Source organism: Clostridiaceae bacterium HFYG-1003 (assembly GCA_024579835.1).
Lineage (GTDB): Bacteria > Bacillota > Clostridia > Clostridiales > Clostridiaceae > JG1575.
The window spans coordinates 2,525,557-2,551,591 of the sequence record CP102060.1; the positions used below are offsets into that span (position 1 = coordinate 2,525,557).

22 protein-coding genes and 1 other annotated feature are annotated in these 26,035 nt (G+C 54.6%); of the genes, 6 read left to right on the plus strand and 16 right to left on the minus strand.

What is annotated here, in order from left to right:
- The first annotated feature begins 55 nt into the window (after positions 1–55).
- Together NQU17_11370 and NQU17_11375 are read left to right on the plus strand one after the other, a co-directional pair.
- Complete coding sequence (locus NQU17_11370; protein UUM11243.1) at positions 56–1,396, plus strand: YjiH family protein; 1,341 nt, start codon at positions 56–58, stop codon at positions 1,394–1,396.
- A gap of 75 nt (positions 1,397–1,471) precedes the next feature.
- The gene (locus NQU17_11375; protein UUM11244.1) at positions 1,472–2,149 is read left to right on the plus strand and encodes a flavin reductase family protein; all 678 of its coding nucleotides are present in this window, start codon (positions 1,472–1,474) and stop codon (positions 2,147–2,149) included.
- Between the two features lie 475 nt (positions 2,150–2,624).
- Here NQU17_11375 and NQU17_11380 read toward each other — a convergent pair whose 3' ends face one another.
- The 3 genes from NQU17_11380 to NQU17_11390 form a co-directional block, all read right to left on the minus strand.
- Positions 2,625–3,659 carry a polysaccharide deacetylase gene (locus NQU17_11380; GenBank protein ID UUM11245.1) on the minus strand — a complete coding sequence of 345 codons (1,035 nt, stop codon included), beginning with the start codon at positions 3,657–3,659 and terminating at the stop codon, positions 2,625–2,627.
- A gap of 126 nt (positions 3,660–3,785) precedes the next feature.
- The gene (locus NQU17_11385; GenBank protein ID UUM11246.1) at positions 3,786–5,273 is read right to left on the minus strand and encodes an MATE family efflux transporter; all 1,488 of its coding nucleotides are present in this window, start codon (positions 5,271–5,273) and stop codon (positions 3,786–3,788) included.
- Positions 5,274–5,349: 76 nt separating this feature from the next.
- Complete coding sequence (locus tag NQU17_11390; GenBank protein ID UUM11247.1) at positions 5,350–6,345, minus strand: LacI family transcriptional regulator; 996 nt, start codon at positions 6,343–6,345, stop codon at positions 5,350–5,352.
- Between the two features lie 402 nt (positions 6,346–6,747).
- Here NQU17_11390 and NQU17_11395 point away from each other — a divergent pair, with 402 nt between their 5' ends.
- A complete protein-coding gene (locus NQU17_11395; protein ID UUM11248.1) occupies positions 6,748–8,121 on the plus strand; it encodes an ISLre2 family transposase in 1,374 nt (457 codons plus the stop codon).
- 193 nt (positions 8,122–8,314) lie between these two features.
- Positions 8,315–8,686 carry a large conductance mechanosensitive channel protein MscL gene (mscL, locus tag NQU17_11400; protein UUM11249.1) on the plus strand — a complete coding sequence of 124 codons (372 nt, stop codon included), beginning with the start codon at positions 8,315–8,317 and terminating at the stop codon, positions 8,684–8,686.
- Between the two features lie 71 nt (positions 8,687–8,757).
- Here mscL and NQU17_11405 read toward each other — a convergent pair whose 3' ends face one another.
- The 11 genes from NQU17_11405 to ytvI all read right to left on the minus strand — a co-directional run bounded on the left by NQU17_11405 (position 8,758) and on the right by ytvI (position 22,835).
- The gene (locus NQU17_11405; GenBank protein ID UUM11250.1) at positions 8,758–9,846 is read right to left on the minus strand and encodes an AbrB family transcriptional regulator; all 1,089 of its coding nucleotides are present in this window, start codon (positions 9,844–9,846) and stop codon (positions 8,758–8,760) included.
- Positions 9,843–10,709: a fumarylacetoacetate hydrolase family protein gene (locus NQU17_11410; protein ID UUM11251.1), complete on the minus strand. Its 867-nt coding sequence runs from the start codon at positions 10,707–10,709 to the stop codon at positions 9,843–9,845. Before NQU17_11410 ends, NQU17_11405 begins: the two co-directional genes overlap by 4 nt.
- A gap of 259 nt (positions 10,710–10,968) precedes the next feature.
- Entirely contained in the window at positions 10,969–12,975 is a 2,007-nt protein-coding gene (locus tag NQU17_11415) for a flavocytochrome c (protein ID UUM11252.1), read from the minus strand.
- A gap of 660 nt (positions 12,976–13,635) precedes the next feature.
- Positions 13,636–16,752 (minus strand): isoleucine--tRNA ligase, encoded by a 3,117-nt coding sequence (gene ileS / locus NQU17_11420; GenBank protein UUM11253.1) that lies wholly within the window; start codon positions 16,750–16,752, stop codon positions 13,636–13,638.
- 81 nt (positions 16,753–16,833) lie between these two features.
- Positions 16,834–17,039: a binding site (T-box leader), on the minus strand.
- A 105-nt stretch (positions 17,040–17,144) separates the two neighbouring features.
- Positions 17,145–17,531, minus strand: a complete 387-nt coding sequence (locus NQU17_11425) for a VOC family protein (protein ID UUM11254.1) — start codon at positions 17,529–17,531, stop codon at positions 17,145–17,147.
- Positions 17,532–17,673: 142 nt separating this feature from the next.
- Positions 17,674–17,901, minus strand: coding sequence for a (2Fe-2S)-binding protein (locus NQU17_11430; GenBank protein UUM11255.1), 228 nt, complete (start codon positions 17,899–17,901; stop codon positions 17,674–17,676).
- A 124-nt stretch (positions 17,902–18,025) separates the two neighbouring features.
- Positions 18,026–19,207, minus strand: a complete 1,182-nt coding sequence (locus NQU17_11435) for a class I SAM-dependent rRNA methyltransferase (GenBank protein UUM11256.1) — start codon at positions 19,205–19,207, stop codon at positions 18,026–18,028.
- The gene (locus NQU17_11440; protein UUM11257.1) at positions 19,200–19,940 is read right to left on the minus strand and encodes a 2-phosphosulfolactate phosphatase; all 741 of its coding nucleotides are present in this window, start codon (positions 19,938–19,940) and stop codon (positions 19,200–19,202) included. Before NQU17_11440 ends, NQU17_11435 begins: the two co-directional genes overlap by 8 nt.
- Positions 19,937–20,863 (minus strand): TIGR01212 family radical SAM protein, encoded by a 927-nt coding sequence (locus NQU17_11445; GenBank protein ID UUM11258.1) that lies wholly within the window; start codon positions 20,861–20,863, stop codon positions 19,937–19,939. The genes NQU17_11440 and NQU17_11445 overlap by 4 nt, the downstream gene beginning before the upstream one ends.
- Positions 20,863–21,651 (minus strand): Cof-type HAD-IIB family hydrolase, encoded by a 789-nt coding sequence (locus tag NQU17_11450; GenBank protein ID UUM11259.1) that lies wholly within the window; start codon positions 21,649–21,651, stop codon positions 20,863–20,865. The genes NQU17_11445 and NQU17_11450 overlap by 1 nt, the downstream gene beginning before the upstream one ends.
- Positions 21,652–21,776: 125 nt before the next feature.
- Entirely contained in the window at positions 21,777–22,835 is a 1,059-nt protein-coding gene (gene ytvI, locus NQU17_11455; protein UUM11260.1) for a sporulation integral membrane protein YtvI, read from the minus strand.
- Positions 22,836–23,125: 290 nt separating this feature from the next.
- On the opposite strand from ytvI, the gene NQU17_11460 reads away from it, so the two are divergent.
- Positions 23,126–24,034 carry a radical SAM protein gene (locus NQU17_11460; protein UUM11261.1) on the plus strand — a complete coding sequence of 303 codons (909 nt, stop codon included), beginning with the start codon at positions 23,126–23,128 and terminating at the stop codon, positions 24,032–24,034.
- A complete protein-coding gene (locus NQU17_11465) occupies positions 24,015–24,281 on the plus strand; it encodes a hypothetical protein (GenBank protein ID UUM11262.1) in 267 nt (88 codons plus the stop codon). The genes NQU17_11460 and NQU17_11465 overlap by 20 nt, the downstream gene beginning before the upstream one ends.
- A 153-nt stretch (positions 24,282–24,434) precedes the next feature.
- Here NQU17_11465 and NQU17_11470 read toward each other — a convergent pair whose 3' ends face one another.
- Positions 24,435–24,860: an ATP cone domain-containing protein gene (locus tag NQU17_11470; protein ID UUM11263.1), complete on the minus strand. Its 426-nt coding sequence runs from the start codon at positions 24,858–24,860 to the stop codon at positions 24,435–24,437.
- A gap of 431 nt (positions 24,861–25,291) precedes the next feature.
- A complete protein-coding gene (locus NQU17_11475) occupies positions 25,292–25,999 on the minus strand; it encodes a helix-turn-helix domain-containing protein (protein UUM11264.1) in 708 nt (235 codons plus the stop codon).
- Positions 26,000–26,035 lie beyond the last annotated feature (36 nt).

Consider the following 26,035-nt stretch of genomic DNA (forward strand, 5'->3'; position numbering starts at 1 on the left):
GAACGTCTTTCCGATCAGGGGAAATCATGCAAAAAAACGGACGGAGGAAATTAATGTGAATACCAGCAAACCCATCAGCGCCGGTTCAGGCAAACCAAGTTATGTCAGCACCGCCAACATCCTGAAGTTCTTAATCATTTCAGGTATCGGCATCTTCATGTTCTTTGCCCAGATAACGATCAACGGCAAGACGTCAATCCCGGTGGAGATCATCGTATCCTTCATCCAGAAAAACTTCATGTTCGTAGCCCGAATCTACGCACTCGTCTTCATTCTGCTGGGCGCAGCGCTGCCATTCATCCGAAAAACCTGGAAGAGCAGTCGCACCGAGATTGTCTTCTCCCTCCTCAAAATTGTCGGTGCCGTCGCCAGTATTCTGATTTACTTTAATGTCGGACCAAAGGAGATTCTTGATCCCAATGTCGGTCAGTATTTGTTTGAATCCCTGGGTGTCGGTCTGGGTGTCCTGATCCCGATCTGTGCGATCTTTATCAGCTTTCTGATTAGTTACGGATTCGTCGATGCCATCGGCATGATCGTTCGCCCGGTTACCCGCGCGATTTGGACCACTCCGGGCATCTCAGCTGTGGATGCCATCTCCTCCTTTGTCGGGAGCTCGGCCATGGGTATTATGATCACCAATGGCCTATTCAAGGAACGTAAGTACACCATTCGTGAAGCGAGCATAATTGTCACCGGGTTCTCTGCCGTGGCCATAACCTTTATGGTCGTCGTCGCTGAGACACTGGGTCTGATGGAGATGTGGAACATTTTCTTCCTGGTCGCACTGATCGTAACCTTCGCGATAACCGCCATTACCGCCCGATTAAAACCTCTGAAGAGTCTGCCAGACACCTATATCCACAATGGAGAAGGCAGCGTGGAGGAAATTCAGGAGGGAAACCTGCTTCTCAACGCTTTTTATCAGGGACTTAAGGTGTCAAGCGAAGCCAAGCCAATCCTGAATAATATCCTCGATTACCTCAAGGATGCCATGGACCTGGTCCTGGTCTATCTGCCAAATCTGATGTCCATTGGACTCATCGGACTGTTGCTTGCTGAATACACCCCTGTCTTCGATGTTCTCGGCTACCTGTTCTACCCTCTGACGTGGGTACTTCAGATTCCGGAACCCCTGCTGGCAGCAAAGGCAACTATTCTGGGTCTTGCGGAAATGTACCTGCCGGTCCTGGTAGTCACTGAAGCTCCCATGATTACCCGGTTCGTAGTGGGCATTGGAAGTATCACCGGAATTCTTATGTTCTCCTGCACCATCCCGGTCATAACGGCAACAGAAGTCCCGATTCCCCTGAAGGATCTGGTCATCATCTGGTTTGAGCGTGCTGCGCTTTCACTGATCATCACCACTCCCATCGCCTATTTACTCTTCAGGTAAGGCGGCGGAAACCTCTCTAAATGATCCATCAGGTCAGTTCCCATTGAATCACACAAAAATACTACGGAGGAAATTATGTTTTACGAACCAGAGAAAAATGATCACGGACTCGAACACGCCCCCTTTAAATCCAGCACGGTACCGCGGGTAATCGGCTGGATCTCGACCAGGAACGATGACGGCACTGATAATATCGCCCCTTACAGTCAGTTTACAAATCTGACCTATGACCCCCCAATGGTAGTTTTTTCTTCCAATCAGCATCCGGTGACGGGGGAACGCAAGACTACGATCAAAAATATCGAGCGGACCGGCGAGTTTGTATACAACATGGTTCCCCGTGAGCTGGCCCAGGCGATGAATGATTCATCTATCGCAATGCTGCCCAAGGGATTCAAGGATAAGTTCGAATACTGCGGGTTAGAAAAAGAAGAGGCACGACTGGTCGATGTGGCCATGGTGAAAGGATCCCCCATCAAGTATGAGTGCCGTATCGTACATTCCCTTCGACTACCGGCCAATGGCGGGATCACCACGGTGGATGTCATCATCGCCGAGGTCATTGGGATTCATGTACAGGATGATGTGATTCTGGACAACGGCAAGATAGACATCGTCAAGATCGGACCCGTCGCCCGATTGGGCTACTACGATTTCACCATTGTAGACAATTCATTTGAGATGATTCCACCTCAGGTTGATGAGGAATATCAGGACCTTGTCAACCGCGGCCTGGAAGGTAAGAAAAAGTAACCTGCAACTGCCTTGAACTTACTAATCAAAAACATCGCCCGGATCCATAGTGGGGGATCCGGGCGATGAAAATTTTTAGGTATATGAGCAGCACGACTCAACTCGATGTGTTAATAACTGTTAAAATTTCATGGGTACTCAGCTGAAAGGCAACTTAGGGTACATCTGATCTTTGCCAAAACATCCGTTTGATTTCGTACCATTCTGGTTCGGATGCATTATTGCAGTGGATTGTCTGATGTAAGAATACGGGGATATCCATGCTCAGTCGATCATTGTAGTGACTTTGGGCAGCCCAGACTAATCATCCTGGTCCCTTGATTCAGAGGAATGGGATCCATGAAAAGGAATTAGTTCCTACAGAAGGGAAGTCAAAGATAGATTTAAAGCAGCCGCGTATAAATTTCAGCAGCTGCTTTTTCATTTCCTAGAGTTTCCTAATCGAATCGCACGACTGAAGCTGGGATGACCATGCCTATTTGAGGATGCCGAACTCGTAACCCTGCTCCCGGTAATAGTCAATGAGCCCCTGGAGCGCTTTGGGCGTATTGGGCAGATGGTCCGCGTCGTGCATCAGCAGGACGATTACGTGGCCATAGGCATTCTTCGTGGTCTTAACGGCGTATTTTACCAGGCCGGATGGGGATTTATCCCGGTTGTTGTAGTCGGCGTCACCGGTCATGGCATTCCAGTCAAGGTATTGCAACCCCATATTCCCCAGAGCCTGCTTGGCCTGGGTCATGGCCTTTCTGGCGCTGGTGGATCCGGTCCAGGAGAAGGAGCCGCCGGGGAACCGGTATACGGATGGCTTCCAGGAGGCTCCCAGGACCGCCTGAATATTCGATGTGGCGGTTCGGACATCGCTCAGAATGGCTTCCACGTTGGCCTTGCGGCCGGGGTAGAGCTTTTTGTAGTTGTGGCTGGCCGTATGTATTGCGATGGCATGGCCTTCGTCGGCCGTCCGCCGGACGATGCCGGCGCGGCTGGAAAGATCACCGTGAGTGTAGTAGAAGAACGTCGCCTTCACGTTATTCTTTTTCAGGACATCCAGGACCAGGGGCGTCACCTTGGTGGAGGGACCGTCATCAAAGGTCAGGAACACCAGCTTCTGTTTCGGGTAGTAGGCGGCCTGTGAAGCATTGCGGGTCCAGTCCCGGACGGTTGCCGTATCGTATGCCTCTCCCGATTTGATGTCTGACGGGTTGATGGGATTGGTCGTGGTGGAACCCGCGGTTGTGGTTCCGGCAGTAGTGGTGGAAGGTTTCGTCCCCGGAGTCTGTCCCGATCCGGCCGCTGTCGTAGTAACTGGAGTGGTGGTTGGTTTCGTCGCTGGCTGAGTCACCCCAGGTTTTGTGATATTTGGTGCATTCGACGGGTTCACCGGAACGGAGGCCGGGGAGCCGGATGTGCTGCCGGGCGTTGGAACGGTTCCGGCTGTCAGGGTGCAGCCGGTTGCGGCCAGCGCAAAGAACAGGCTGAACGCCAGTATTTTCATTTTTTGCGATTTCATGTCATACCTCCGCTTCAAGCAATTGGGGGGGGACCCTGGGTCCATTCGTCAGACGATGGCGTCCCGCATTAGGTTTACTATAGTCCCATAACAAAAGCAATGGGTTACAATGGCATTACAGATTGGTCAAACTTTGGTTTCAAGGAGCTTGGGGCCTTGATCCTGATCAAACGACTCGATTTCGGATTCCTTTTGGGATTCCTTGTTTTCTTGGCTTCTGCCCTTTCCGGAAGCAGCGTGCTTTTCATCCAGCAGCTTAAACTGATACAGCAGAAATGCCAGACTGATCACTGTTGCCAGCAGATCGGACAGGGGCATGGCGTACCAGATGCCGTCCAGTCCGAAGAACCGGGGCAGGATCAGCAGGGCCGGAATCAGGAAGAACACCTGGCGGGACAGCGACAGGAAGAAGGACAGGCGGGCTTTACCGATGGAGGAGAAAAAGTTGGAGGAAATGACCTGCATGCCAACCAGCAGCATCATCAGTTCAACCTTGACCAGGCCGTCCTGGGTCATCTGCCGAAGAACCGCATCTTCCCGCGCCATGGTGCTGACCAGCACCTGGGGAACGGTCAGGACAATGATCCAGCCCGACAGGGTCACCAGGCTGGCCGCGATCAGTCCGACCTTCACCGCCTGCTTGACCCGGGCGTAGTTGCCGGCGCCGTAGTTGTAGCCAATGATGGGCTGAAGACCCTGGTTCATGCCGAAGGTCGGCATGTAGAAGAGAATGGCGATGGAGTTAATGATGGCATAGGCTCCCTGAGCCACATCTCCGCCGTACACCTTCAGGCTGTTGTTGAAGACCGCTCCGACCACAGAGCCGGCAATCTGGATAAAGAAGGGCGAGACGCCGATGGACAGAATCATCAGGATGATCCCCACATTCGGCTTCAGATTCGACAGGCGCAGCTTCAGCAGGCTCTTGCCGCTGACATAGTAGGACAGTCCCAGCAGGAACGCCAGCGCCTGGGCAATAATGGTGGCAATCGCCGCTCCCTTCACGCCCATTCCCAGGCCGGGCAGGTTAAGCAGCGGAATTCGCTCGTAAATGAAGATGGGATCGAGAATGATGTTGGTCACCGCCCCCACCAGCATCAGCATCATGGACCATTTCGGGCTGCCTTCAGCCCGAATGACGTGATTCATGGCAAACCCGAAGGTGTTCCAGAAATTTCCGATCAGGATCCAGACGATATACTCCCGGGCAAAGCCGATGTTTCCTTCCGTGGCTCCAAAAAGCCGAAGCAGGTCATCTACATTGGCCAGGAAGAAAATGTTGAGCAGGAAGGACGTGACAAAGAGCAGCATGACGACGTTGCCCAGAATCTGTTCCGCCTTCTTATGATTGCCTTCTCCCAGGCGCAGGGAGATGTTGGCAGCTCCGCCGATGCCGTAGAGCATGGTGAAGCCCATCAGGACAAAGGTAATGGGAAGCGTTACGCCGATGCCGCCGATGGCAACGGAACCGCTTCCGGGAATGTTGCTGATGTAATACCGGTCCACAATATTGTACAGTGCCTGTACCAGCATGCCGATGATGGCCGGCATTGAAAATTTTAAAAACAGCGGCAGAATGGGCTCATCTCTGAGCAGGCGCTCGCGTTCAGTCATAGGTTACCTCCCAATGGAACGACCAGCATTTCTGCTGGTCTTCCGCTCTCTATTGAATACAAAGTCATATTGTCTGTTACTTGACGCTGTCCCGCTCGATGATCTGGAAGGGCAGCACGAAATGGTCCTGTTCGCTGGGCTCGTTTCTCAGGATCTTGACCAGGATGCGCATGGATACCGATCCCATGTCATACAGTGGCTGAGCCACGGTGGTGATTTTGGGATAAAAGATCGACGCTTCATAGATGTCGTTGAAGCCCATGACGCTGACCTGCTCGGGAACGCTGATACCCTTGTCGCGCAGGCCGTTGATGACGCCCATGGCGATTTCATCGGAGCCGCAGAATACGGCATCGACTTCGGTCTTTTCCAGGATGCTGTTGATCCCCTTGTAGCCGGTCTGAGCCTTGAGGTCGCCATAGTAGGTCAGGTCTTCCTCCAGCGGCAGATTGGCTTCGTTCAGGGCGTCGGCATAACCGTAATAGCGTCTGGCCCAGGCATTCTTGCGGTCTTTCTTAATGCCGATGTAGGCAATTTTCTTGTGGCCTCTGTCGATCAGAAGCTGAACGGCTTCCTTGGCTGCCTGCCGGTTGTCGATGGTGACAGACGGCAGGATTTTTTCATCCTCGGTGGTTTCCACCAGAACCGTCTTCATGTTGAGGTCCTGGATGTACTGCAGGATTTCCGGGTCAAGGGATGAGCTCATATAGAGCAGGCCGTCGACCATTTTTTCTTTCATTACCTTGATGTATTTCTTTTCCTTGTCGATATCAAAATCCGAGTTGCACAGGATGATGCTGTAGTCATACATATTGGCGACATCTTCCGCGCCCCGCACGATTTCGGGGTAAACCTGAGAGGAAATATCCGGGACCAGAATCCCGATAGAGCGTGACCGCTGCGTCTTGAGACTCTGCGCCACGATGTTCGGGCTGTAACCCAGTTTCTTGATGGCGTCATTCACTTTTTTCTTCGTCTCTTCATTGACGACGTCGACTTTGTTGATGACTCTGGAAACAGTCGCAATGGAAACACCGGCTTCCCGCGCAACATCTTTGATTGAAGCAGCCATTTTTTACACCTCTTTTAACGAATTTTTACGGTCGCCCCCCATCTTGGAATGGGTGGACCACCGGCACTTGCTGACTCATGGATCGAATGGTTGGATTCTGTGACGATGGCAAGAGATCAAAGGATGCGGTGCCGCCTGTCTCAAATTTGCCAAACTGTCAAACATTATCTATTTTATTATAGGTTGACATTCATTTCTTCACAATAGAAAAGCATATTATTTATCAGTTGTTTGGAGAATGTTCACCAGTTTCGCTTCATTGGAATCCGACATTGCCCGTCCCGGCTGGGTTCAGAGTGCGTTAGTGTAAAGTTACTGTAGGTCGAAAATGAAAGAGAATAAGCCCAAGTGCTAGAATGTTAGTAACAACAACAAACAAACTACACGAAAGGACTTATTCTCATGCCTATCTTAACAGATTTCAACTCAATGTTCACCTCTCTCAGACAAGGTTTTGATTCAAGAATGGCAAGCGGTACCCTCACCATGGATCAGGTGGTCCAGGAGACTCACGAGCTGACGGATCGGATTGCCCGTGAGCAGATCCAGGATTATGTTCAGGTACTCGATGAGCGCCTGAGGAACTCACAGTTACGCAAAAAGGATTACTCCATCGAACGGCGTAATCAAACAAAAACCATCGCTACTACAGCCGGACCTGTGGTCTTTGGCCGGACGTACTTTCGGAATAAAAAGACCAATCACCATGTGTGTCTGGTGGATCGTCTTCTGGGCCTTGAGCCCCATCAGAGAATCAGCCGGGAACTAGCCTCGTGTCTTCTCTCCAGTGCTAAAGATATTTCTTACCAGGGGACGGTGGAGCGCTATGCAAGCAGCGGAATTACCAGCCGCACTACGGTAATGAATCTGGTCCATCGACTGGGGAACATTGAGTCTTCTGAGGGACCCCTGCCTCAGAAAAAAGTGGTATCTCGGATCTATATTGAGGCCGATGAGGATCATGTAGCTATGCAGGACGGTTCCAATCAGCAGATGCGGCTGATCTACGTCCATGAGGGGCAGCAGAGTGTCGGGAAGAGACGCAAGGCCTTAATGGGTGTACGTCGATTTGCAGGCTTCTACAAGGGCAACTCGGATGAACTGTGGTACGAAGTGTTCGATTACCTGAACTCGGCTTATGAAGTGGATAAGATCGAGGAAATCTCCTTATCAGGGGATGGGGCGTCCTGGATCAAGATGGGTGCCCAGATTCTGCCTCGATGCAAGCTCTATCTGGATAAGTTCCACCTGGAAAAGGCCCTGCGCCAGGCGGCAACGCCGATTGATTCCTACAAAGGGACAAAGGATGAATATTACTGGTACCTCAAAGACGCCATCAGCATGGACTCCCTTGAGGACATCAACACATTCTTCGAATCAGCGGCGGGATTGCCGCTTAAAAAGACCCAGGAAAAGAAGTTAGGCGAGATGAAAACCTATCTTTTGTCCAACTGGGAATCGATCCAGAACGCGGCCAAGTCGGGCTATCAGGGCTGCAGTGCGGAAGGGCATGTCAGTCATGTGCTTTCCTCACGGTTATCATCACGCCCGATGGGGTGGAGCACAGTAGGTGCTGAGAATATAGCGCGCATGCGAGTTTTCGTCCTCAATGGCGGGGATCTCATGGGCTACTTCGCTGCCAAAGAGAAAGAAAAGAAGAAGGAAGCCCGACTTTTGAGGCTGGAAAAACGGATCGTGAAGAATAGCCGGGTCTACCCGGTAAAACAAGGTTCAATCAGCTATGCAACGCCTCATTTTGGGTGGTATAAATCGTAAAACCCGGGCTACTTGGAATCCGCACGGCAGGCCTATTCAATTTTTGAACCGAAAGTAAGTTGACACTATCTCAGAGTGCCATTTGACAGCTGTTTACCTGCCGATGTGCTATAATTTAGGTGTGTTTGAATGCTTTTATTATTGCTTCTATTCCAATGTCAGACACAGAAAAATTGTTCTACGGAGTGGTATCATGAAAAACTTCATCAAGGAATTCAAAGAATTCGCACTCAAGGGAAACGTCTTTGACATGGCCGTTGGCATCATTCTCGGCGGTGCCATCTCGGCACTGGTGAAAGCAGTCGTGGACTTCCTGATTTCCCCCATCATCGGCATGGTATTCGGCAAGCCGGATTTCTCTGCCATCACGCTGGGTCCCATCCAGATCGGCTCCTTCATCAACGCGCTGATTGCCTTCCTGATCCTGGCATTCGTTCTCTTCCTGATGATCCGGGCAATCAACCGGTTCTTCAGAAAGCCGGCACCTGAAGCAGCACCTCCGGCTCCTTCCAATGAAGAAGTCCTGCTGACTGAAATCAGAGACCTGCTCCGGGAAAGAAAATAAATCACCAACCCGAAAAACCAATGCCGCGGAACGTCTGCGGCATTGGTTTTTTGCTGTTCGCTTCTTTTGATTCAGACAAACCAGGTCAGGAGCTGGCGGATCAGCACCGGATACAGCGCCACCACAAACAGATAGCGGAAGAGCTGCAGGATGGCCACCTTGCTCTGATCGCCGCCCAGATCACGGGCAATCAGGGCCATGTCAGACACTCCGCCGGGGACACTGGCCAGCAGCGAGGTCATCAGGTCCAGGTCTGACAGCCGGTTCAGGAGAAGGCCCACGGTCAGGTTGATGACAATAATTCCAACGATGAGAACCAGGGCCGGTACCATGACCCCTTTCAGCAGGGCCAGGTCCGAGGCGTCCATGGAGGCACCGATGAGGATACCCGCCAGCATCTGGGTGAACCGGCGCAGCGCAGCGGGCAGGTAGCCCCGTCCGGTGAGGACGTTAAGCAGCGCAACGCAGACCATGGACAGCGTCAGGGCCCCCGCCGGGATGCCCAGGTATTTGCCCAGACTGCCGGACAGACCGGCAATCAGCAGGGTGATCGCCAGATTTTTCCGTTTTTGCCGGGACAGATACCACTGATTCCGGATGACGGCGCGCTCACTGACGGAAATGACCAGCGGCTCCTCCACCGGAGCAGCCGCGGTCTGTCCCGGCGTCTGAATCCGTTCGCTCACTTTCTTCATCAGCAGCGGAAAGAAGGCCAGGACAGTGACCAGCCGAAGCAGCTGCAAGACGGCTACACTGGAAGAATTCGCGCCCACATCCGCACTGATCAGAGAGATATCCATGAGGCCGCCCGGCGCGCAGGCCATCAAAGCCGTGGCCAGGTCCAGACTGGTCAGGCGGTACAGCAAAAATCCCATGGCGATGTCCAGGCTGATCATCAGACTGATCATTAACAGGGCAGGCAGAAGGATCCGGCGCAGCGCCAGGACATCCTTGTACTGGATGGAGGAGCCGATGTAGGCTCCGGCCACCAGCTGGGTCAGAACCCGGACATCTGCCGGCATCTCAGCCCGACCCGTCAGGATGGAAAATACCGCGACGAACAGCATGGCGCCGACCATGGCGCCGGCAGGCACTTTCCATTTCAGGAAAAGCAGGCCCCCGACCAGTCCCAGGAGGAAGGTCAGGAGCAGATCCGTCACGCCTCGATGATCGGATTGGTTAAGCGGCCGATCCCTTCCACTTCAAGCTGCACCACATCTCCGGCCGTCAGATAGCGGGGCGGCTGAAATCCGGCTCCCACGCCGGCCGGCGTGCCGGTAAAGATCAGATCCCCGGGCACCAGCGTAATGCCCTGCGAGATTTCATAAATAATATCCTCGATGGACTTGATCATCAGCTCAGTCGTTGAGGACTGCCTGATTTCCCCGTTCACTCTGCCCTCCAGCTCAAAGTCCCGGTGTTCTTCCGACTCATTGAGCAGAATGCACGGTCCCATAGCCGTGTAGCCATCCAGGCCCTTGCCTAAAAACCACTGCTTGTGATTGCGCTGCAGCCGCCGGGAAGAAAAATCATTGCCGATGCTGTAGCCAAAGACATGGGACAGAGCCGTTTCCCGCGGGATCGCCCGGCCGCCCCTGCCAATCACGACGACCAGTTCCGTCTCATAATCCATTTCCGGATCCACCTTCGAGTGGATCGCCACGGGCTCTCCGTCCCCGCGGATCCAGTCACAGCGCTTGCCGAAATAAGTGGTATGGATGTCCTCCTTGTTCTCATGGACGCCCATGGACTGGGATTCGTTGACATGGGCCTGATAATTGAGCCCGACGCAGATGACGTCCTTCACCGGATGCACGATGGGTGCCCGGGTTTCAATCTCAGACGGGTCAACCGGTTCGCCCAGACGCGTCTGAAGAAACGGAACCCGCTCCGCCGGCGTCTGATCCGCCATGGCCTCAATCAGCCGGTTCATGTCCTCAAACCCCTCGATCAGACGAAGGTCGGCGTCGATTTCTGCCCCAATGGCGTCCTTCCCCCGGCAGCGAAAACTTCTTAACTTCATGATTCCTCCTTCGGTCCGGTTTGCCCGGCCCATTCGCCCCCGACCGGTCCGCAAACGCACTGACAGGCCAAGGAATAAGTTCCTTTTCATTTTACCGCAAAAACCCGTCCTCGGGCGATATTCCGCTCCATGATTTGACCCGGCATAAAGCAAACTGACAGATAAGGCAGACAGATAAGGCAGACAGATAAGGCAGACAGATAAGGCCGCCGGTCAGAAACCGGCGGCCTTATCAATTGATTGGTGTACGAATGTTTCCCTACTGTTTGGGAACGAATGCGGGCACGGTGCCTTTGACGGCAACCTCGCCGGCAATCCAGCCATGAACCGCCGCGTCCGGAATGGCATTGGAGCCCAGACGGTTGGTGCCATGGACGCCGCCGGTTACTTCTCCGGCTGCGTAGAGACCCGGAATGACTTTATTCCAGATATCCAGCACTTCGGTTTTCTCCGTGATGGCCAGGCCGCCCATGGTATGGTGAACGGAAGGCCACTGGGGGATGGCATAGTATGGACCGGATTCGATCTTGAGCATGACGCCCTTGTCGATGACCTTGCCAAAGTCAGGATCCTTGCCCTGATCTACATAGCCGTTGTGAACCTTCAGCGTTTCTTTCAGGGTTTCGGCTGTCATGGCAATGGTCTGATCCTTGTACTGGTGAGCGTTGATCTGTGCGACCAGATCTTCCAGGGTGTCCGCCTTGAAAATCCGTTCTGCCTTGATTCCGGCTTCGAGCTGTGCCGGAGCGATAAACCCTCCCTTGTCGACGATCTCCTGTCCGAAGATGGAGAAGGTCGGGAAGCCTCCGCTGTTCTGTGCCGCTCTGGAGCATACATCGCGGCGTTCCCCTTCGTTGACGTAGCGCTTTCCGTTCACATCCACATAGACAATACCTGAAGACGGACCGGAGAATGGGATGACGGCGGTGGCGTCAAGCACTCCATTGTTTGGATTGGCAAACGGATAGAGCTGGATGTAAGACATCTGGATGGTATTGGCGCCGATTTCCTGCGCCATGGTAAGACCCTCGCCGGTGGCTCCGACATGATTGGTCGTCGGCAGGTCCACCGTCAGCGCCGGAACATGCTTCTGACGCATCTCGACATTTCCGGAGAATCCTCCGGTCGTCAGGATCACGCCTTTCTCCGCCTTGATATTCCGGGTCTTGCCATCCTTGTCCTTGACCCGGATGCCGATGACTCGCTGATCTCCGGTGGTTTCACGGTAGATCTGGGTCATGGCGGTTTCAAGGTAAACCTTGCAGTCGGTCTTGGCCAGAAGTTCCTTCTGGACTTTCACGATGTCTGCGCCCACGCCGTTTTCCGTTGTGTAGGTACGATAGCCGTAATGGCCGCCCGGGCGGGTAATGGAATCCCGGACCTTCAGGCCGTTGTCGAGCATCAGGTTGAGGAACTCCGGTGAACCATACACCAGGTTTTTAACGAGCTTGAGATCGCCCATAAAGTCCCCGCCCTTGATGGTGTCTTCAATATGCTTTTCTGCCGTATCCGGCGTCAGATTCAGCTTCTTGTACAGATCATCCGCGATTTTGGAGGTGTAGGAAGCATACACGCCGCCGTTGATCTGTGAGTTTCCGCCCAGCATCGGCATCTTTTCAACTAAAGTGACTTTCGCGCCGTCCGTGGCTGCGGTATAGGCTGCCGACAGTCCGGCAAAGCCGCCGCCGATAACGATGACATCAAAGGTTTCATCCCAGGTGGCGGGCAGTTCCTTCGATCCCAGCGCGGGACGGGCATCGGCCTGAGTCTCTCCGTTAGATGGAGCGACTTCAAACTCGGCAATTTTTCCGCCGGCCTGCTCAATGGCACTGCGAACAGCGGTAAGAATTCCCGTGCTGGTATAGGTAGCGCCGGAAACCATGTCAACTTTCACGCTCTGTGCCTCCACGATGGCCTTGGGCAGATCGCGCAGCGCGGCTTCAGCCACCGTCGGGGTTTCGGTATTTTCCACAATTTCTACGGATTCGATCGCTTTCTCAGTCAGTACGACTTTGACCTTCATGGGATTCAATCCCTTGCTCTCGACGATGTATTCGCCGGGCTTCATCGGACTGATGACCCGCACCGCCTGCGTCGCAGCCTGAGTCGCAGCCTGAGTCGCGGCCTGGGTCGCAGCCTGGGTAGTTCCCGAAGTCGCGTTGCCGGACTGAGCTGTGGTCGTGCCGGTTGGCGCAGTGGAACAGGCAGTGAGGCTGAAGATGATCGCAGCCATTAGGGAGGCCAGTGATTTTTTTCTGAATAACAATGATCTCACTCCTTCTTCTTAGGTTTGTAGAACTGGTACCGTTTACCCTTTAATCATACTCTGACTACCGTTATTGTCGACAACTTATCAATAAATTTCTGTATTGAAATATAATTATCATTCCTGTTTTTTCTTTTGGGAGATCTGATCTTTTTTCATGCCCTCCTCCCTCTGACTTCGGCCCGATGGTCGAGATCCGATCAAACGCCCTGATCATGCGTCTTGCGGGTTGGTCTGAAATGCGTGGATGGCGGCAGCTGTCTGCCGGGCCGCCGGGTGATCAGATCGATGAATACAGTTGATTATTCTGTATAGTTATTCCAGGCAAACTGATGCCCCCATTCACTGTTCGCTCCGGAGGCAGGCCTCCCTCGGAGTCAGGCGGGACAAACCCGACTTGTCGGGGCAGTGGCTGGCCCCTCGGAAAAAAAGCCCCGGAGAACCGGTGCCTGAGGCACCGGATCCTCCGGGGCTGATGAACTGGAGCGGCTTCAACAAGCGGCTCCAAGGTGTGGCTTCAAGGATTGACTTCAAAGATGGCTTTAAAGAGATACATCAGAGAGCGGCTCCCCATTGAAGTATCAAAGGACTGCTTCCGTTCTTTATCTGATCCTGGCATCCTTTGGGTATCCCAATGCTCTGATGGGAGATCAGGGCTTCTTACTCAGCCTTTGTCAGGCTCAGGGTGATGGATTCGCCGTTGATGCTGACATCCCCCGTCTGGTCACCCAGGTCGTTCTGAGTGATGGATTCAGCCAGCGTCTCACGGGACAGGACATCCCCGAACTTCGCCAGTACACCGGTGATGGGTTCACGGCTGGCTACAGTCAGGTGGATGCGGTCGGACACTTCCAGGCCGGAATCCTTTCTCAGGTTCTGGATCTTGGAGATCAGTTCACGCAGGTAGCCTTCTTCTTTCAGCTCCGGGGTGATGGTGGTATCAAGCACCACTCCGCGTTCTCCTTCTCCGGCAAAGGCAAAGCCTTCCAGTCCCTGCATGGTGACCAGGAGGTTGTCCTGGTTCAGGGCGATGTCTTCTTCCCCGATGGTGATGAAGACTTCCTTGCCGCCCAGGATGCGCTGAGCCAGATCCATCTGGTTCTGACCGGCGATGGCCTGGCGGATGGCCGGAATCAGCTTGCCGTAGGTCTTGCCCAGAACCGGGAGGTTCGGCTTGATCTCGAAGTTGACGTACTGGGACAGGTTGGCACCCAGCTTGACTTCCTTGATGTTGAGCTCATCCTTGATGATGTCGCCGTAATATTCAGGCAGTTCGCGCTCGGAGATCAGGATGGACTGCAGCGGCTGACGGTTCTTGATCACCGCCTGGTTCCGGGCATAGCGGCCCAGCTTCACGAGGCTGTAGGCAAGATCCATCTTCTGTTCCAGTTCCTCGTCCACCATCTGGTCGTTGTATTCGGGCCAGTAGGTCAGGTGGATGGATTCCGGTGCCGTCGGATCGAGACCGCGCACCAGGTTCTGGTAGAGTTCTTCCGTGATGAACGGAACGAAGGGAGCGGCTACGGTGCTCAGCGTCGTGAGGACATGGTAGAGCGTGTTGTAAGCGCTCATCTTGTCTTCGGTCAGCTCTTCCGCCCAGAAGCGGGACCGGTTGCGGCGCACATACCAGTTGGACAGCTCATCGGTGAATTCTTCGATGGCAAGTCCCGCGCTGGTGATGTCGTAGTGGTCGAGGAAGTCGCCGACGGCTTTCACCAGGGTGTTGAGCCGGGACAGAATCCAGCGGTCCATGATGTGGGTCGTGGGAACATCCTGGTGCTGAGTCGGATCGTACTGGTCGAGTTCAGCGTACAGCAGGTAGAAGGAATACACATTCCAGAGCGTTCCCAGGAACTTGCGCTGGGTCTCGCCCACCTGCTCCCGGCTGAACCGGGTGGGCAGCCAGGGGGCGGAGGAAGTGTAGAAGTGCCAGCGGGTAGCGTCGGCGCCTTCTTCCAGGATGACCGGCATCGGTTCGACGATGTTGCCTTTGTGCTTGGACATCTTGATGCCGTTCTTGTCCAGGACGTGGCCCAGGACAATGCAGTTCTCATAGGAGTTCTTGTCCCAAAGAACCGTGGAAATCGCCATCAGGGTGTAGAACCAGCCGCGGGTCTGATCCACCGCTTCGGAAATGAACTGAGCCGGGAAGGTCTGTTCGAAGTATTCCTTGTTCTCGAAGGGATAATGATGCTGGGCAAAGGGCATGGCTCCCGAATCGAACCAGGCATCAATGACTTCCGGCGTCCGATGCATTTCCTTGCCGCAGTGCGGACAGCGCAGCTGGACATTGTCAATGTAGGGCCGGTGCAGTTCGATGTTCTCAGGTACATCGATTCCCTTCTCCTTCAGCTCCTCAATGGAACCGATGCAGTCCTGATGACCGCAGTCACACTGCCAGATCGGCAGCGGCGTACCCCAGTAGCGTTCCCGGGACAGGTTCCAGTCGATGACGCCTTCCACGAATTTGCCCATCCGTCCGGTGCGGATGTTGTCCGGGTACCAGTTGGTGTCGTTCGTGTTCTTGACCAGCTTGTCCCGCATGGAGGACATCCGGATGAACCAGGAGTCTCTCGGGTAGTAGAGCAGCGGGGTGTCGCAGCGCCAGCAATGCGGGTAGGAGTGCATGTATTTCTCGGAAGCGAACAGCTGTCCGTGCTCATCCAAGTACTGAATGATCTTGGGATCGGCTTTCTTGACGTCCATGCCGGCAAAGGGCGTGACTTCGTCCACGAAGCGTCCTTTCAGGTCCACCAGGTGGATCATCGGCAGGCCGTACTTCTGCCCGGTCAGGTAGTCGTCTTCACCATAGGCCGGAGCGGTATGGACAATACCGGTACCGTCGGACAGGGTGACGTAGTCTGCATGAACCACGAAGAACGCCTTTTCTTCGGGAACATGGAACGGAAGCAGCTGCTCATATTCCATGCCCTCGATTTCGGATCCCTTGAAGGTTCTCAGATGTTCGTGCTCGACCTTGCCCAGCACCTGATGAACCAGGGCGTCAGCCAGGATCAGGATGTCCTCGCCGACTTTCACCTCGGCGTAGTCGAAGCTGCGGTTGATGGTCAGTCCCACGTTCGAGGGGAGTGTCCAGGGGGTCGTCGTCCAGGCCAGGAAATAGGTGTTGTCCTTGCCCTTGACCTTGAATTTGGCGATGACGGTGCGGTCGGTGACATCCTTATAGCCCTGTCCAACTTCGTGAGAGGACAGGCCGGTGCCACAGCGCGGGCAGTAGGGCATGACCTTGAAGCCCTTGTAGAGCAGGTCCTTCTCATACATTTTCTTCAGCGCCCACCACTCGGACTCAATGTAGTTGTTTTGGTAGGTGACATAAGGATTGTCCATGTCCACCCAAAACGCGATGGCATCGGACATTTCACGCCACATGGCGGTATAGGTAAAGACGGAATTCTTGCATTCCTTGATGAAGTTTTCCACCCCGAAGTTTTCGATCTGGTCCTTGCCCGAAATGCCCAGTTTCTTTTCCACTTCCAGTTCCACCGGGAGGCCATGGGTATCCCAGCCGGCCTTGCGCGGAACCTTGTAGCCCTTCATGTTCTTGTACCGCGGAATGATATCCTTGATGACGCGGGTCAGGACATGGCCGACGTGAGGCTTTCCGTTGGCCGTAGGCGGTCCGTCGTAGAAGGTGAAGTACTCCTTCCCTTCATTCATGCTGAGATTCTTTTCAATGATCTCATGCTCTTTCCAGTAATCCCTGATCTCTTTCTCCATTTGGGTAAAGGACCGGCTGGGGTCAATTTTCCTGTACATTAATATGATCACCATCTTTCCATTATTGTTGCTTGCCTGTATTGCTGCTTGCCTGACCTATCAAAAAAGGCCTTCGTCCCAAAAAAGGACGAAGACCGTTCGTAACCACCTGTTTGATCGGATACTGACATACCCTTCGCTGTAACGTCGCGGGCCACGGGGCGCCTTACTGGTATTCAGGCTCCTGCTCCCAGGTGATCTTCATCTGATTCGCCGCAGGAATTCACACCAGCCATTCCCTCTCTGTCGCGTTGTCTCAGACTACTCGTCCTGTTCACTGCATTTTATTCATATGTAACCATAATAGCGAAAGTTTACGTATTCGTCAATGCAAATACGGGCGGCTCCCGCGAAATCCGGTGACGGCATCACGTAGTAATCGGCTCGTTCCCCTAGTCTTCCGGTCCGCCGATGTACAGGCAGAACGGATGGCCTTCCGGATCGATCATGACGACGAGATTGTCGATAAACTGCTCCTGCGCCCGGACCGCGCCCAGGCTTTCCGCCTTTTTCACCGCCTGGTTCAGATCAGACACCTTCAGATCAAGATGTGCCCCCTGATCCGGCATGCCTTCCTGAGGCGGCCAGACCGGTCTCTGGTAGGTGGGCACCCGCTGCGCACCGATGACCGGTCCCTGGTCGGGATTGGCCAGGAACACATAGTCCTCATACACTCCGACGATGTCCCAGCCCAGAAGCTTTGAGTAAAAATCCATCAGCGCCTGGGGATCCTTGGCATCCAGCACAATGCTGGTCCATTTGATGCTCAGTTTGTCCATTTCATGCCTCCTTCAACTACTTGATTGAGTGGAAAATTGACTTCTTCACCATTTTTGTCAGTGCAGGAAAATTCTGATTTGGCTGTCGGTGCATTATCGTTCCCCCAGGTTTTGCCTTCAGACCCAGTCTTGGAACGGGGGGTTATTCCCACAGACCGTCTTCGTAATCCTCGATCAGCTGCTCGATCTTCGGGATGCAGCGGGTCCCACTGCAGGCTCCGGTGCCGGCGCCGGTGGCCTGATGGATTTCAGCAAAGGTTCTTGCGCCGTTGCGGATCAGCTGCTTGACCCGGGAACGGGGGATTTGCTTGCAGATGCAGATTTTGGTGAGCTTGTCCAGAATTTCGGGCGTCAGGCCATTGTCTTCCATAGTATTTTCCTCATTTCACGGGGTAGATTCAGGGAGAGGCGCTTTCGGGCGAAAGACCTCATTTGAATCCATTATAAACTGGAATCACCCAAAGGAACAACTGATTCACGACACCGGAAATTTCCTAGAACACCTGGAAGATGAAGAACTTGAGGTAATAGGATTCATCCGAACTCATAAGGATCGGATGGTCGGCGCTCTGGGTGCGGAATTCGACCTGGCGCAGGATGCGGCCGGCGGCGGCCGCGGCTTCGGCAATGGTGCGGCGCAGCATGTCTTCCTTCATGAAGTGGGAACAGGAACAGCTGATGAAGTATCCGCCCGGCTCCACCATGCGGATGCCGCGCAGGTTGATTTCGCGGTAGCCGCGCACCGCGCCGGATACCGAGCCGCGGGACTTGGTAAAGGCCGGCGGATCGAGGATGACTACCTGATAGGTCTGTCCGGCACGCGACCAGGCGGGCAGGACGTCAAAGGCATTGTGGGCTTCAAAGCGCACGGTATCTTCCAGCCCGTTGAGCCGCGCGTTGTCGCTGGCCATGGCGACGGCATCCTCCGAGATGTCAATGCCCAGAACGCTTTTCGCTCCGGCTATGCCGGCATTCAGGGCAAAGGAACCAGTGTGGGTGAAGCAGTCCAGGACGGTTCGGCCCTTCACCAGACGGTGGATCGCCTGCCGGTTTTCCTTCTGGTCAAGGAAAAAGCCGGTCTTCTGTCCGTTCATCAGGTCGACCCGGTAGCGGACCCCGTTCTCCGTCATGGTGATGACCGGATCAAAGGGTTCGGTCAGGAAGCCCTTCCAGGGGGTCATTCCCTCCAGCTCCCGCACCTTGACGTCACTGCGCTCGATGATGCCTTTGGCTCCAAAGTCCTCGCGCAGGATGCGCACGACATCGTCCTTGAAGCGGTCAATGCCCAGCGCCAGGCTCTGCAGTACAAAATAATTGCCGTAGCGGTCCACGGTCAGACCGGGCAGGAAGTCCGACTCGCCGTAAATCAGACGGTAGGCTTCTTCCTGCGGCATAATGTCGCGGCGGTAGGTTTCGGCTTCCCGAAGGCGGCGGCGAATCAGGGCAGTGTCCACCGCTTCCTCCGGATCACGGGTCATAATCCGGACAGAGATCTTGCTGACGTCATTGATGAAGCCGCGGCCGACAAAGTGACCCCGGGCATTCACGACGCTGACGATGTCGCCGTTCTCATAGGTTCCGCTGTAGTTTTCAATTTCATCGGTATAGATCCAGGGGTGGCCTTTTTCCGCCGCATGGGTCTTGCCGGGCGTCAGGTGGATCACGCAATCAGGCATATGGATTCTCCTTTTCATGGGCAGGTGTTTTTTCCCAGGTGACCAGTCCCTCCCGGTACCGGGGTACAACGTCCAGCCGATTGGGGCGCAGGGCGTAGTTCAGGTCATCCTGAAGACCCAGTTCGCGCAGACGGCCGTAATGGACCGACTCGGTCAGGGCCGGGTGGATTTCCGGGCAGGATTCATAGAGCAGGCGGGCAGCCAGGGCCAGATCCGTCAGCGAAACGGCGCCCCGGGCTTCGTGGAGCATGGCTCCGGCGGTGATGAAGTCATCCAGTGAAAACAGACCCATGGTGCCGGCATTGAGCAGCAGGATGTCTCGCCCGGACTCCAGCGCCCTGGTCATGACTGCCCGGGCATTGAGCAGGCAGCCGATCAGAACCTCGGAGGCGCCGGCGGTGCGCAGCAGGGTGCGGGTTCCGTTGGAGGTCGTCATGACCAGGTCGCGGCCAAAGACCGTTTCCGTGGTATATTCCAGCGGGGAGTTGGACAGGTCAAACCCTGGAATTTTCAGGGCATGGCGTTCTCCGCCCAGCAGAAGGCCGGGCTGATCGTCCCGCAGCCGGAGCGCTTCCTCGGGCTCCATGACGCAGCGGATGGAACGGGCACCATTGGCCAGAGCCGTCACCATGACGGTGGTGGCGCGCAGGGTATCGATGACAATCACCGTTTTCCCCGGCAGCTGCTCGGGATGAATGGCTTCGTGGCTTGGCAGAATAGAACACTGGATCATCTGATTTCCTCCCTCAGGCTGCCCTGGATGATGTCCCGGCGGGTCAGCTCGCTGTCAATGGCATTCAATATTTCCCACTTCTTCAGGGACCACATCGGTCCGATCAGCAGTTCCCGGGGACTGTCTCCGGTCAGGCGGTGCACCACCATGTCCGGGGACAGCAGGCCGATGGCGTCACAGATCAGCGTGATGTATTCGGCCTCTTCCAGGAACCGGAGACCGCCGCTCTGGTACACGCTCTCCAGTGGGGTATGGCGCATCAGGTGGAGCAGATGGAACTTGACTCCCCGGCTGCCCTGATCGCGCACATAGCGAACGGTTTCCAGCATGTCTTCCCTGGTTTCGCCCGGGAGGCCGAAGATCACATGGGTGACAGCTTCGATGCCGGCCCGGGTGAGCCGCTCCATGGCGGACTCATAGACAGACCGGTCATAGCCGCGGTTAATCCGGCGGGCGGTCTCGTCATGACAGGTCTGGAGGCCCAGCTCAACCCAGAGATAGGTCCTCTGAGAAAGCTCCTGCAGCAGGGCGATGATCCCATCGGACAGGCAGTCCGGCCGGGTGGCGATGGCCAGTCCGACCACGCCGGGCTGGGCCAGTGCTTCCTCATAGCGTTCCCGGAGGCGGTCCGGGGTGTCATAGGTATTGGTAAAGGCCTGAAAATAGGCAATGTACTTGCCGCTGGTCCACTTGTCCGACAGGGTGCGGCGTACCGTCTCGAACTGTTCGGTCAGGGAGCTGAGCCGGTCGCCGGCAAAATCGCCGGAACCGCGTTCCGAACAGAAAATACAGCCGTCGAAGGACAGGGTGCCATCCCGGTTGGGACAGGAAAATCCCCCGTCCAGGCTGATCTTCATGACTTTTTCCCCGAATCGTTCCCGCAGGTCATGATTCAGGCTGCGGTAGCGCTTTCCCGACCACATTACAGAATCCCCAGCTGCCTGAGCGCATGCAGGACGCCGTCCTCTTCGACGGAAAGGGTCACCAGGTCGGCTATGCGCTTGAGGTCCTGCGCTCCGTTGCCCATGGCCACGCCGATATCGGCATACTCGATCATTTCGATGTCATTGTAGTTGTCGCCAAAGGCAATGAGCCGGGCACGGTGCTCCGGATCCAGATGCTGGCGGACCGCTTTCAGGCCATCCCGCTTGGTGGAATGGGACAGCGTGATATCAAAGGAATCCGGGGAGGGCTGAACCAGGACGGTAATCCCATGATCGGAGAAATCCTCCATGGCTTCGATGTCCGCCATACGACGGAAAGTCACCGTGATCTTGTTGACTTCCAGTCCGGCGGAATCACCCAGGGGAAGAAGGTAGGCCGGGTCGATGCCGAAGCGCCGGACATAGTCGTCGTCGGCGGGAAGGGGCTGGTTGGTGTAAAGTTCCAGGCCGCACTCCAGGTACAGCACCGTATCGAACTGACCCAGGCGCTGCAGGATAAAATCCAGAGTGTCCTGGGGAAAGAATACATTGCGGATCTCCCGGCCCCCTACGGTCACGTAGGCTCCGGCACAGAGGGAATAGCCGTCGGGTTCCATATCCCGGATCACCTGGGGCAGGCTGCCGTGGGAGCGGCCGGTGCAGATGAAATAGCGATCGCCGCGGTCCCGCAGGGTCCGGAGCGCCTGGCGAAATTCAGGGGTCAGCGTGTTGATGCCCTTGCTGTATTCCAGCAGGGTGCCGTCCACGTCAAAAAACAATAAATTCATGGGGGTCCTCACTTTTTTATAGGCTGCAAACTCAGTGTAACACAGAAAAACAGACGGAACGAGCCGTCTGTTGTCTTCCGGTCCCGCCCGCGGGCAGGGCGGCTGCGGGGCGGTCGGGCCTCTGGTCAGCGCAGCACATTGATGACTTTGTCGTCATTGAGCTTCTTGAAAATGGTAATGGCCAAAGGCAGAATGAACATGCCTACGATGCCGAACAGGCGAACGCCGACGTACAGGCACATCAGGATAATGATGGGATGAAGACCGATCTGGTCACCCACCACCTTGGGTTCAATGGACTGGCGCACGACAAAGATGATGGCGTAAAGAATAAACAGGCCGATGGCCAGCTGGAAGTTCCCCAGAATCAGGTTGTAGACAACCAACGGAATCATGACCGTTCCGGTTCCGATCACCGGCAGAGAATCCATCAGGGCAATCAGGAACGCCAGCACGATGGCATTGGACAGCCCGAGGATGGAAAAGCCGATGGACAATTCGATGAAGGTGACCCCGATGATGATCAGATATGCCCGGATGAACCGGAAGGCCGTATGGCCGATGTTGTAGATGATGTTTTCATAGATATGGAGCGTCCGGTCACTCATCTGACGGCGCAGGAACGCTTCAATGCGGTCCAGGTCCAGGGTGAACATGACGGAGGAAACAATGATGAAGACGGTCTTTAAGACCAGGGAGGTCAGTGTGCCGGCCACGCCGGTGAGACTGTTGATGACGGTGTTGGAAGCTTTCTCCACAAAGTTGAGGAGCGTCTGATTGATGCTCTGGTAACTGGCTTCGGCAAATTCCCGCAGGTTGGGGAAGCGGTCCGTAATGTTGAACATCAGGTTACTGATGGCCGGCTGAATTTCCTTCATGTAGAGGTCCGGCAAGCGGTTGAAGAAGGTCCGGATCAGGTCGGCGATCTTGGTTCCGCCCAGTAGCAGCAGCGCCACCAGGAGCAGATAGAACAGGATCAGGCTGATGATATGAACCACGCGCAGTCCGACGCCCTTGACCGGAATCAGCTTGGAAACGGACCGGACCATGATGGCGATGACCAGACCGATCAGAAACGGCCCGAACAGTGGCACGACATACTTGGCCAGGAAAAAGGAAATCAGGCCAATGATAAATAAATAGGCGAACTGGATGATGAAATTTCGTCGTTTCTCTACATTCATGTCTGATCTCCGTATACTCGGCAGTGCGGCAGGGGCTGAACCGGTCAGATCTGCCGGGAATCCGGTCCGACACTGATTGATTCATTCTCCCTTGTCACCATTGCGCTGGTTTGATAGGATAGGTTCAGGCTGTGTCCCGCGGGGACAGGCCAACCCTCAATGATCTAATTATACACTATGTGGCGACCAATAGAGCATCCCTTTCTCCCCTTTTCAGCCCCTGCGCGAATCGCAAGGAATCCGAAACGGGATCCGAAATGGGATTTACAACGGGATCCGAAAGGAAAATCATGAATCCATGCAATCAATGTCCCCGGGCCTGCGGAACCCACCGGTCCCAAAAGCCCGGCCTGTGTCTGGCAGGGGAAGAACCCCTGCTGGCCAAAATCATGCTGCACCAGTGGGAAGAACCCTTCCTCACCGGCGAAGGCGGTTCCGGCGCCCTGTTCTTTTCCGGCTGCAATCTGCGCTGTGTCTTCTGCCAGAACCAGACCATCAGCCATGAACTCAAAGGCCGAACCTGCTCGAAGGAAGAACTGATCGACATCATGTTCCGCCTCAAGGAGCGCGGGGCAGTCAATATCAATCTGGTTACTGCCGCCCACTTTACCCGTCAGCTCGTTCCGGTGCTGCGGGAAGCCCGAGCCCGAGGCCTGAATCTCCCCGTGGTCTGGAATTCCTCCGGTTACGAATCCGTGGAATCGCTTCGTCTGCTGGACGGGTTGATCGATGTTTACCTGCCTGATTTCAAATATATGGATCCCGCGCTGGCTCTGCGCTATTCCAGAGCCGAGGATTACCCTGCCGCGGCCAGGGCGGCCATCACGGAAATGGTCCGCCAGACCGGGCCGCTCCGCTTCCAGGATGATCTTCTGATGGGCGGCACCGTGGTTCGTCACCTCGTCCTGCCCGGACATGCCGATGATTCTCAGTCGGTGCTGGCCTGGCTGGCGACGACCTTTGGCCATGACATTTTCCTCTCCATTATGAATCAATATACACCCTGCGGCGATCTAAGTGCCGTGCCGGAGCTGAATCGCCGGCTCACAGCTGCTGAATATGACGAAGTCGTGGACTACGCGCTCGCATTGGGCATCGAAAATGCCCTGCTACAATCGGAGGAGAGCCAGACTCTGGATTATACCCCCGACTTTTCCGTTTCGGAGGAAGGCCTGAGCGATGCTTCTGACGCAAACTGAAGCCATTCTGGTGCTGCTGGCGGCTGCCGGTTCCATCCTCCACCTGCTGGTCCGGATGAAGCGGCGGCGCCGTCTGGCAGATCTGGCCTTGCTGGCGACACTGGTCCTGAGCTCTGCCCTGCTCCTGGTGGAGATCCTCGTCCTGCATCTGCCCTTGCTCGATGTCCTTCTGGCAATTGCCACCGGCAGCCTGATCGGACTCCATCTCCTGCAGAGCCTTTTCCCCGGACAGAACCCCCTTCCCTGATAACAACGCATACTGCTGCGAAGTTTTCTGATCGCAGCTCTTTCTTTTTGTAACGCATTCTTTTCGCAACGCAAACCATGGCACCGCTGACTCAGGCAGTCAATGGTGCCATGGTTTTTGTTAATTTGCAGCGTAAGGATGCCGGGGTATGGTTTACCAGTCTCTGGATTTGTAGTGCTCAGTTTTCATTTCTCCGAATTCGTCGGTGCTGTCCTCGCTGGGTTCTGACGGGGCCGGCTGTTCCGGCAGGGCTTCATCCTGGTGCTTGGCCAGTTCTTCCAGATGCCGCTTGGGGTCGTGACTGCCGGGCTTCTTGCCCTGATCAAAGGCTTCCAGAACCTGCGGGTACCCGAAGTTCTTGATAACTTCCCGGACCAGATCCCGGATTTCCAGGGCTGAGGTCACGCCATTTTCACCGTGACGCTCGATCAGCGTACGTTCCACATCCTGCGACATGAGTTCCGCTTCTTTAGGGTTCAATTTAAGTCCGGTGTCTTCCGATGCATTCATAATGCTCGTCTTTATTTTTTCCGGAATAAAGGGCTGTCGGTTCCCTTTTTTCTTAATTACTGTTAACATAGCCGCCTCCTGAAAATTCTGTCGTAAGCCAATTCGTTCTTATCTACATTTTACAACGCAACCGTTGATGGAATCTCATAAAAAACCGATTTCACATATTGTTAACATGCAAATTAGACTCATTATTATTATTAATCTATCATTTTCAAATCGGTTATTTCTATGTTGAAAATGTTGCTTATTTTTAAAAGCTGACCTTTTTCCCCGGAGTTATACACAATATCCCTAATTTATGCACAAAAACTGGGGATAACTTTTTAGTTATCCCCAGTTTCCTGCATATTCCATTTTCAATTTGATCATGCTAAATTGTTGAGCGCGAATTTTTTGGGATTCCATATATTTTCCGAACGAAATTTTTCGGTTATTAAACCACTAACATCCGAAAAAGCATACCCAATGCATGGACTTATCCCCAGGCTGTCTCAGGATCAGAGCAGCTTTGTTTCAACCCGAACGAAATGAAGGAGAGCCTTCACACTTTTCTGCGAAACGGTTTCTGAGATCTCCCGATCCTCGCGGCGAAGCAGAAGTACGTTTCCGTTGCCCAAAAGCTTCACTTTTCGAATTACATTCCGATTGCCCAGGACGATCAGGTAGAAGCCGTTCTGACTAAAATCGCGCAGGGGCGCTCCCAGCAGTTCGCTGCCATGCAAGATTCCATAGCCGGCCAGGTCATTGGAATCCTGGCGGATCAGGACGGCCTTATCCGCAGTCAGCCCATGGATCCGGCCGTTTTCCACCGGATACAGGCGCTGTCCGACCGCCTGCTCGAATGCCGGCCCATACACCGGGACGGACTTGAGATTGCTGCCAAACGCCTGATCCCACACTTCATTGCGCGGGGACGGTCGAGGGGCCGGTTCCGCCTTGCGGGGAGCTTCCTTGATCCGGCTCTGGCGCTGGATTTCCTTTTCTTCCTTGAACACAGCGCTTTCAAACGAATCCAGGCCGAGCTCCGAAACATTTCGTCCCAGGACCTTGGAAAATCGCTGGATCATCGCTTCATTGACAACCCGTCGCCCCAGTTCTACGTCGATGAGAAAGCTTTCGGATACCCCGATCTTTTTTGCCAGGGCTTTGGGTGAGAGTCCGGCTGCTTCTCTGACTTTCTTGATATTTTCTCCTACACGGCTCATGCTGATGGTCTGCTCCTTCGTCTGTCTTCAATGAGT

Bases quoted from the DNA above. Each gene is read 5' to 3' on its own strand.
- NQU17_11470 (UUM11263.1), bottom strand. From the start codon at position 24,860: ATGTTAACAGTAATTAAGAAAAAAGGGAACCGACAGCCCTTTATTCCG.
- NQU17_11440 (UUM11257.1), bottom strand. From the start codon at position 19,940: ATGATCCAGTGTTCTATTCTGCCAAGCCACGAAGCCATTCATCCCGAG.
- NQU17_11375 (UUM11244.1), top strand. From the start codon at position 1,472: ATGTTTTACGAACCAGAGAAAAATGATCACGGACTCGAACACGCCCCC.
- NQU17_11380 (UUM11245.1), bottom strand. From the start codon at position 3,659: ATGAAATCGCAAAAAATGAAAATACTGGCGTTCAGCCTGTTCTTTGCG.
- NQU17_11385 (UUM11246.1), bottom strand. From the start codon at position 5,273: ATGACTGAACGCGAGCGCCTGCTCAGAGATGAGCCCATTCTGCCGCTG.
- NQU17_11450 (UUM11259.1), bottom strand. From the start codon at position 21,651: ATGAATTTATTGTTTTTTGACGTGGACGGCACCCTGCTGGAATACAGC.
- NQU17_11445 (UUM11258.1), bottom strand. From the start codon at position 20,863: ATGTGGTCGGGAAAGCGCTACCGCAGCCTGAATCATGACCTGCGGGAA.
- NQU17_11410 (UUM11251.1), bottom strand. From the start codon at position 10,709: ATGAAGTTAAGAAGTTTTCGCTGCCGGGGGAAGGACGCCATTGGGGCA.
- NQU17_11460 (UUM11261.1), top strand. From the start codon at position 23,126: ATGAATCCATGCAATCAATGTCCCCGGGCCTGCGGAACCCACCGGTCC.
- ileS (UUM11253.1), bottom strand. From the start codon at position 16,752: ATGTACAGGAAAATTGACCCCAGCCGGTCCTTTACCCAAATGGAGAAA.
- NQU17_11395 (UUM11248.1), top strand. From the start codon at position 6,748: ATGCCTATCTTAACAGATTTCAACTCAATGTTCACCTCTCTCAGACAA.
- NQU17_11430 (UUM11255.1), bottom strand. From the start codon at position 17,901: ATGGAAGACAATGGCCTGACGCCCGAAATTCTGGACAAGCTCACCAAA.
- NQU17_11465 (UUM11262.1), top strand. From the start codon at position 24,015: ATGCTTCTGACGCAAACTGAAGCCATTCTGGTGCTGCTGGCGGCTGCC.
- mscL (UUM11249.1), top strand. From the start codon at position 8,315: ATGAAAAACTTCATCAAGGAATTCAAAGAATTCGCACTCAAGGGAAAC.
- NQU17_11475 (UUM11264.1), bottom strand. From the start codon at position 25,999: ATGAGCCGTGTAGGAGAAAATATCAAGAAAGTCAGAGAAGCAGCCGGA.
- ytvI (UUM11260.1), bottom strand. From the start codon at position 22,835: ATGAATGTAGAGAAACGACGAAATTTCATCATCCAGTTCGCCTATTTA.
- NQU17_11435 (UUM11256.1), bottom strand. From the start codon at position 19,207: ATGCCTGATTGCGTGATCCACCTGACGCCCGGCAAGACCCATGCGGCG.
- NQU17_11390 (UUM11247.1), bottom strand. From the start codon at position 6,345: ATGGCTGCTTCAATCAAAGATGTTGCGCGGGAAGCCGGTGTTTCCATT.
- NQU17_11425 (UUM11254.1), bottom strand. From the start codon at position 17,531: ATGGACAAACTGAGCATCAAATGGACCAGCATTGTGCTGGATGCCAAG.